General features: G+C 61.3%; 5 protein-coding genes and 1 pseudogene. 3 read left to right on the top strand and 3 right to left on the bottom strand.

Annotation, left to right across the window (positions count from 1 at the left end; genetic code table 11):
- Positions 1-565: 565 nt before the first annotated feature.
- From M3436_18095 to ttcA, 3 genes and pseudogenes are all read right to left on the bottom strand, one after another.
- Positions 566-1,750, bottom strand: coding sequence for a glycerate kinase (locus tag M3436_18095; GenBank protein MDQ3565920.1), 1,185 nt, complete (start codon positions 1,748-1,750; stop codon positions 566-568).
- Between the two features lie 40 nt (positions 1,751-1,790).
- Positions 1,791-2,894, bottom strand: a complete 1,104-nt coding sequence (locus M3436_18100; protein ID MDQ3565921.1) for an anthranilate phosphoribosyltransferase — start codon at positions 2,892-2,894, stop codon at positions 1,791-1,793.
- Between the two features lie 104 nt (positions 2,895-2,998).
- Positions 2,999-3,537, bottom strand: a pseudogene (gene ttcA, locus M3436_18105) (tRNA 2-thiocytidine(32) synthetase TtcA).
- A 97-nt stretch (positions 3,538-3,634) separates the two neighbouring features.
- Between ttcA and M3436_18110 the strand changes: the two are divergent.
- The 3 genes from M3436_18110 to rsmG are packed head-to-tail and all read left to right on the top strand — an operon-like array spanning position 3,635 to position 6,703.
- Entirely contained in the window at positions 3,635-4,051 is a 417-nt protein-coding gene (locus tag M3436_18110) for a hypothetical protein (GenBank protein ID MDQ3565922.1), read from the top strand.
- 53 nt (positions 4,052-4,104) lie between these two features.
- A complete protein-coding gene (gene mnmG, locus M3436_18115) occupies positions 4,105-5,997 on the top strand; it encodes a tRNA uridine-5-carboxymethylaminomethyl(34) synthesis enzyme MnmG (protein MDQ3565923.1) in 1,893 nt (630 codons plus the stop codon).
- 4 nt (positions 5,998-6,001) lie between these two features.
- Entirely contained in the window at positions 6,002-6,703 is a 702-nt protein-coding gene (gene rsmG, locus M3436_18120; protein MDQ3565924.1) for a 16S rRNA (guanine(527)-N(7))-methyltransferase RsmG, read from the top strand.
- The last annotated feature ends 372 nt before the right edge of the window (positions 6,704-7,075 follow it).

Raw genomic sequence — 7,075 nt, forward strand, 5'->3', positions numbered from 1 at the left:
CTAATTGTCCGTCGTTCATGATGGTCTTCATCCTCCCATCATGAACAGTCGCCGCCTTACTTCAGACTCATCTTGTATTAGAAATAAGCCCTCCCTTCAGACTCATCTTGCATTGGAATAGACTCCCCTGCTACATCAGCTCAAGCGCGGTGGTAGGATGGTGATCCCCGCCGGGCTCGCGGATGCTCAAAAACTCATCGTCGTAAAAAGATCCCGCGGGTAGCTTGTCCACCAAGGAAACCTTGCCGGTGCGCTTCTCCGAGTTCGAAAGCGACGCATCCGCGACGCATTGCTGAGAGTTTGTGAAAGTCCGTCGCGAGCGAAGGGAGGTCGAGTTGCATCCTCGGCGCGCCAAACAGGGCCATTCCCTGGCCCTGGCTTTCCGCCGGAGCGCAGGACCGTTTCGCCGGGAGCGAAACGGAGCGCAAGCCCGAAGGGGCGAGTCTCAGGGACGAGACGAGCAACCGGAGTGTATGTTGAATTACATGAGGATTCCGAGCACCGTTGGAACACGAGATCCCGAGCGCAGTAGGTTTTTTCGCAAACTCTGAGCTGCGCGAAACATTTACCGGCCCGGCCGCCGTACGCCCGCTGCCCGGCGTTGACCTAAGGTTTTTCCGATTAAGATCAGGCGCATAACGCGCTCACCCGCGTTCTCCAAGTGCTGCCTCGAGAGACGCAAGGCCTCCGCGAGATCCATCTCGCGCGCGGCCCCCGCTTCGAGGGCATCAATGCCATGGGAATAGACCCCCCGAGCATCGTCCGCAAGCCCCCCGCCGATAGCCACCACGGGCACCCTGAATTGCTTGGCCGCCTTCGCGACTCCTGCCGGCGTCTTGCCGAACGCGGTCTGAAAATCGATCCGCCCCTCGCCGGTAATGACCAGATCCGCCTCTGGCAAGTAGCGCTTTAGTTGCGTCGCTTCGATCACCAGATCCACGCCGCGTTTAATCCGCGCCCGGGCAAAAGCAACCAGCCCCGCCCCTAATCCTCCGGCGGCGCCGGCGCCCTTGAACTTGGCGACGTCGATGCCGCAATTCCGCTTAATTACCGCCGCCACGCGCCGGAGATTGCTATCGAGCACCTTCACCATCTCCGGGGTCGCGCCTTTTTGCGGAGCGAAGACATAGGCCGCGCCGCGCCGGCCATACAAGGGATTATCCACGTCGCTGGCGATAATGATTCGGGTTTTTCTCACCCTCGGATCGAGACCGCTCATATCGATCTTGGCGATCTGATCGAGCATACCGCCGCTGCATAGCGTGGTGATCTCCTTACCGTTGGCGCCCATGAATTTCACCCCGAGCGCTTGCGCCATGCCCGTTCCGCAATCGACCGTCGCCGAACCGCCGATGCCGATGATTATGGACTTGATCCCCCTTGCGATGGCATCGACAATGAGCTCCCCGGTACCGTAGGTGGTCGTCTCGAGCGGGTTTCGCTCTGCTCTCGGGACTAACGGCAGCCCGGACGCTTCGGCCATTTCGATGACCGCGGTCTCGCCATCACCGAGGATGCCGTAACGAGCGCTCACCGGTTCGCCACGGGGACCGCGCACCCGCTTTCGCAGCAGGCTGCCCGCCGTGGCATCGACCAGTGACTGCACCGTGCCCTCGCCACCGTCGGCCATCGGGATCTTGACGCATCGCGCCCTGGGCAGGACACGCCGGATCCCGCGCTCGATGGCGGTCGCAACCTCTAGGGAGGTAAGATTCTCTTTGAAGGAGTCGGGGGCAATCACGATTTTCATTATTTTTTCTGGCTCCTCGGCAAAATCTATGGGTATTCCGTTAACTCCCTCTCCCACCGGCCGCGCCGCTTGTTAGCACGCCATGCACCTCCTCAACAGCGTCACTCACGGAGGCGTGACGGCCGATGTGCCATAAACACAAGGCGGCGGCGAAGGCCAATGCGTCCCGCATGGGCCCTGGTTTACCGTCCAGCGTCTCCATTCCTCGATCGGCCGCGGCGCGTGCAAGGGAATTCGGATCCGCGGCCGCGGGCTCCGACGCCATTGGCGCAGCGTGAGGCACTCGCGCGGCCCGTTCGGTTCGGTCGAGGCGCAAACTCGCCGGGTCGATCTCGATCGACTCGAGCTCGATGTGTTCGCGGTAGTAGAACAAGCGCGCGGGTTTCTGTAAGGAAGGGATCACGCCGCCTTCCAAGCCCTTCACGATCAAGGCCGAGTCGAAGCGCGCGGCGCGGGCGAGGAGGGCATAGATACGCGGATAGTTCTTATGCACATAGCCTGTGATCAAATGCGTTTTCCGGCGGCCGCGAACGGGCGCCATCGCTATCTCGGCGGTGTTGAGTACCGATCGTTTTACGATGAGGTTGCGTAGCGGCGCAAGGGCATGCGCTTGGGGGGCGTAGGAGGATTGGTCCACGTAAGCCCAGCCGATGTCCGGATCTGCAACGCGTTCGGCGGCCTCCGCAACGCTAAGGCCGACCGGTTGGCCCGCCGCGCGCAGCACTTGCCGGGCAGTCAGCCCGAACTTGGGTCCCAGCGTCTCAACCCCATGCGTGATCGCGGGTACGCCGCAAGCGGCGAGAAGGGCGGGTAAGAACGGCGACGCAGGCAGCATGCGCTTACAACCGTCATACGGGTCGCTCAGCACCAGAAGTTCATCGACTGAAGCGGTGACGGTGTGCGTGACCTCAAGGAGCGCTTGCAGCACCCCGAGCGTCTCTTCGTCGGTTTCGCGCTTCATGCGCAGCGCGATGAGAAAGATCCCGGCTTGAACGGGATCCACCTGAGCGTCGAGCACAGCGCGCATCCCGCCCCGGGCATCGGCCTCCGAGATGCTTTTGCTCATCTCCGGTCCGGTGGCGATGCGTTGCAGAATCGAATGCATGAGTGTCTGCGCATCGGCAGATTCGGCGAGCAGAGTCATTGTGTTTCCTCCGCGACCAGCCATTTTTGGGTTGGGAGTCCCTCGCCGTTGGCATGTCCCAGCCGCGCGAAGTCAAAGAGCGCGGTGTCGGCGAGGTGCGAGGGGACCACGTGCTTCCCGTCATCGCTCAATAACTTGGGTGGCATGGCCTTCAGCTCGCCGAAGAACATATTCAGGAAAAAGGTTTCCACGATATCATCGCGATGATGACCAAGCGCGATCTTGCTCATACCGTGCTCACGCGCGAATCTGTATAAAGTTCCACGTCTCAGCCGCGACCAGATCCCGCACATGGTCGCGCTCTCGGGGATCACGCGCTTGACGATGCTATAGGTGTCCCGTTCGATGATGTGGAAAAGGATGCCGAGGCGTTGCAAATATAGCGGCAATACATCCTCGGGGAAGCCCGGCTGTTTTTGATCGAGATTGACGGCCACAAGCTCGAATGCCACGGGCGCGCGCCGCCTGAGGTTGAGCAAGATATCGAGCATCGTGTAGGAATTCTTGCCGCCCGAAAGGCACACCATCACCCGGTCGTCTTCGTCGATCATGTGAAAGTCCTCGATGGCCCGCCCACGTTGCGGCGTATGCGCTTCTGCAACTTGTTGCGTTCGAGCTTTCTCTGCTTCGCCGAAGCGGCCATTCGATATCCTCAGGTGCTATAATCGTATGGTATTATTCTACAGTGGAAATTAAGAATCGATTTAACAATTCGCGCACACCGATTAAGGAGAAAAAAAATGGCACACACCGTTCGCAAGGTGGACTACTGTTACCTCACCATCGCTAGCCGCGCGGGGCAGGGTGGGAAGATCCTAAAAGTACTCAAGGAGGCAGGCGTCAACTTGCTTGCGTTCAGCGCGTTCCCGTGCGGCCAGGGCCTGGCGCAATTCGATCTTATGCCGCAGAAAATGGCGGATCTGACCAAGGTCGCCAAGCTTAACAAATGGAAAGTGAGCAACCCGAGAAAGGGATTCTTGGTTCAAGGGGATGACGAAGTGGGCGCCGCCTTAGCCCCGCTGGCAAAGCTCGCGGATAAGAAGATCAATGTCACCGCGGCGGATGCCATTAGCACCGGTGACGGGCGCTTCGGCATGATCTTTTGGGTAAAACCCAAGGACTATCAACGCGCCGTGACAATCCTGGGCGCGAAGTAGCTCATTGAGCTGGATCGACTCTTAGGTTGATGTCCCGCCTTTAGCTCGATCGCGTGTTGTATCCCGATAGGTTTGAGGTCATCGTCGTGGGGGGCGGCCACGCCGGAACCGAGGCGGCGTTAGCCGCGGCGCGGCTCGGCGCCCGGACGCTGTTATTGACGCAGAACATCGAGACGCTCGGGCAGATGTCCTGCAACCCGGCGATCGGCGGCATCGGCAAAGGGCATTTGGTCAAGGAGATCGATGCCCTCGGCGGGTTGATGGCGCAGGCCGCCGACCGGGCGGGGATCCAGTTTAGGATATTGAACGCCCGCAAGGGTCCGGCGGTGCGCGCAACCCGTACGCAGATCGACCGGACCCTCTATAAGCGCGTCGTGCGGCGAGCGCTCGAAGCACAACCCAATCTCACGATCTTTCAAAACTCAGTCGAGGACCTGATGCTGGCCGGTGACCGCATCGCCGGGATCGTCACGCAGATCGGGCTGCGCTTTGAGGCGCCCTGTGTCGTCTTGACCGTGGGGACTTTTCTCGGCGGTAAGATCCATGTGGGCGATCAAAACCACCAAGGAGGCCGCGCGGGGGATCCGCCGTCCAATGTTCTGGCGCAACGGCTGCGGGAAATGCCGTTCCGAGTCGGCCGGCTGAAGACGGGGACACCTCCGCGGCTCGACGGACGCACGCTGGACTACGAGAATATGGAGGCGCAACCAGGGGACGAACCGGTACCGGTATTTTCTTTTCTCGGCACGAACGCCGAACATCCACGCCAGGTCCACTGCCATATCACCCGCACGAACACGCGCACCCATGCCTTGATTCGTGCGGGGCTCCACCGCTCGCCGATGTATAACGGCACTATCGAAGGGGTGGGTCCGCGCTATTGTCCCTCGGTGGAAGACAAGGTCGTGCGGTTTGCCGCCAAGGAGACCCATCAGATCTTCGTCGAACCGGAAGGGTTGGAGACCGATGAAGTCTATCCGAACGGGATCTCGACCAGCCTTCCCTTCGACGTCCAGATGGCGTTCGTGCGTTCGATCGCGGGTTTCGAACGAGCCCACATCACGCGTCCCGGTTACGCAATCGAATACGATTTTTTCGACCCGCGCGACTTGCGGCCCTCGCTCGAGACCAAGCATATTGGAGGATTATTTTTCGCCGGGCAGATCAACGGCACGACTGGCTACGAGGAAGCCGCGGCCCAGGGATTGATCGCTGGAATGAATGCGGCCTTAATGGTCCAGGGCCGGGGTACCTGGACCCCGCGGCGCGATGAGGCCTATATCGGCGTGCTGATCGATGATTTGATCACCCGCGGCACGAGCGAGCCGTACCGGATGTTCACCAGCCGCGCCGAGTACCGGCTGATGTTGCGAGAAGATAACGCCGATCTCAGGCTCACGCCGAAAGGCCGGACATTGGGCCTGGTGGACGATGTGCGCTGGCGCGGGTTTGAAACCAAACGCGACCGGATCGCATCGGAGCAAACGCGCCTGCGGGCGACATGGTTGCGGCCGGACGAAATTCCGCCGTGCGATGCCCTGCGCGCGCTCGGCGGGCCATTGGCGCGCGAGCAGACACTCGCCGAGCTGTTGCGGCGGCCGGATTTAGCCTATTCAGCTCTCATGTCATTGCCCGGCGCGGGGCCCGGCGTCGATGATCCCACCGTGGCCGGGCAGATCGAAATCCAAGCCCGCTACCACGGCTACATTGATCGGCAGCTGCAAGAGGTGACGAGAAATCAGGCACAGGAGGAGACTCCGCTGGCGCTCGATTTGGACTATACGGGGGTTCGCGGTTTGTCGGCAGAGGTCGTTCAAAAATTATCGCAACACCGGCCCGCGACGCTCGGGCAGGCCTCCCGGATCTCAGGCATTACCCCCGCGGCGATTTCATTGCTGCGCGTGCATTTGAAGAAACGGACTTTAGCTCGCGCCCAGAGCGCTTAAGCCCGTGGATGCGCTCGCGCTCCATCTGGACGCGGGGCTCGGATCCCTGGGACTCGATCTCGCGGCGGATCGGCGCGCGGCCCTGATCGGATTCCTGCGTTTACTGCACCGCTGGAATCGCATTTACAATCTCAGCGGGATCCGTGATCCCGATGCGATGGTGACCTGGCACCTCTTGGACAGCCTCGCCGTGCTCCCTTACCTCCACGGCGAACGGCTCCTCGATATCGGCAGCGGCGCGGGTATACCAGGCATGGTGTTGGCCCTCGCGGATCCCGATCGAGAATGGGTGCTCCTCGATCGGAGCCTCAAGAAGATCCGTTTCCTGCGCCAAGTGCTCATCGAGCTAGAGCCGGGGCGCGTCGAGATCGTGCACGCGCAGGCCGAAGACTATCGTCCTGAAACCGCCTTTTCGACCGTGATCTCTCGGGCCGTGGGATCGCTCGATATACTGGTGCGTTTGGCCATGCCGGTGAGTCGCGACGACGGGCGCATCCTGGCGATGAAGGGAAGCTACCCGGCGGCCGAGCTCGAAGCGCTCGGTTCCGCGGTCCCGGAAGCGCAGGTGCATCGCCTTGAGGTTCCGGCGTTGACAGCGCCACGGCATCTCGTGGTGATATGTGTGGGGTCAGCTCGGCGGTCGCCACGGGCGCCACCTCGACGAGGCGCAGCAGGCGTTCCAGAAAAGGCCGCCCGTCGCCCTTGAGCAGGTAAGCGCAGTTGGTCAGCGAGTGCCAGGCCACGGCCGCCGCGCCGCCCGCTTCGGCCCAGCGCAGCACGTCCGTGCTGTCCGCGGCGAACTGCCCAGGCTCTCAGAGGTTGTGAAAAAACCTACTGCGCTCGGGATCTCGCGTTCCGGCGGTGCTCGGAATCCTCATGTATTTCAATATACACTCCGGTTCCTGCGCTCCGGCGGAACGCGACCTCCCTTCGCTCGCGACGGTTCTTTCACATCTCTCAGAATGACGAACCATGGTGCGCATCACATTTCAGCCATCCGTTCGGCGAGGATCGAGCGCTGGGCGCGAATGAATTCGAGCACGAAAGGATCGGCCGGACGCTTGAGCAAATCGTCGAG

It is taken from the genome of Pseudomonadota bacterium (assembly GCA_030859565.1).
Taxonomy (GTDB): Bacteria; Pseudomonadota; Gammaproteobacteria; order JACCXJ01; family JACCXJ01; genus USCg-Taylor.

What these genes read in the sequence shown, in the direction of transcription:
- M3436_18110 (MDQ3565922.1), top strand. Translation starts at nt 3,635, where the DNA reads ATGGCACACACCGTTCGCAAGGTGGACTACTGTTACCTCACCATCGCT.
- M3436_18100 (MDQ3565921.1), bottom strand. Translation starts at nt 2,894, where the DNA reads ATGACTCTGCTCGCCGAATCTGCCGATGCGCAGACACTCATGCATTCG.
- M3436_18095 (MDQ3565920.1), bottom strand. Translation starts at nt 1,750, where the DNA reads ATGAAAATCGTGATTGCCCCCGACTCCTTCAAAGAGAATCTTACCTCC.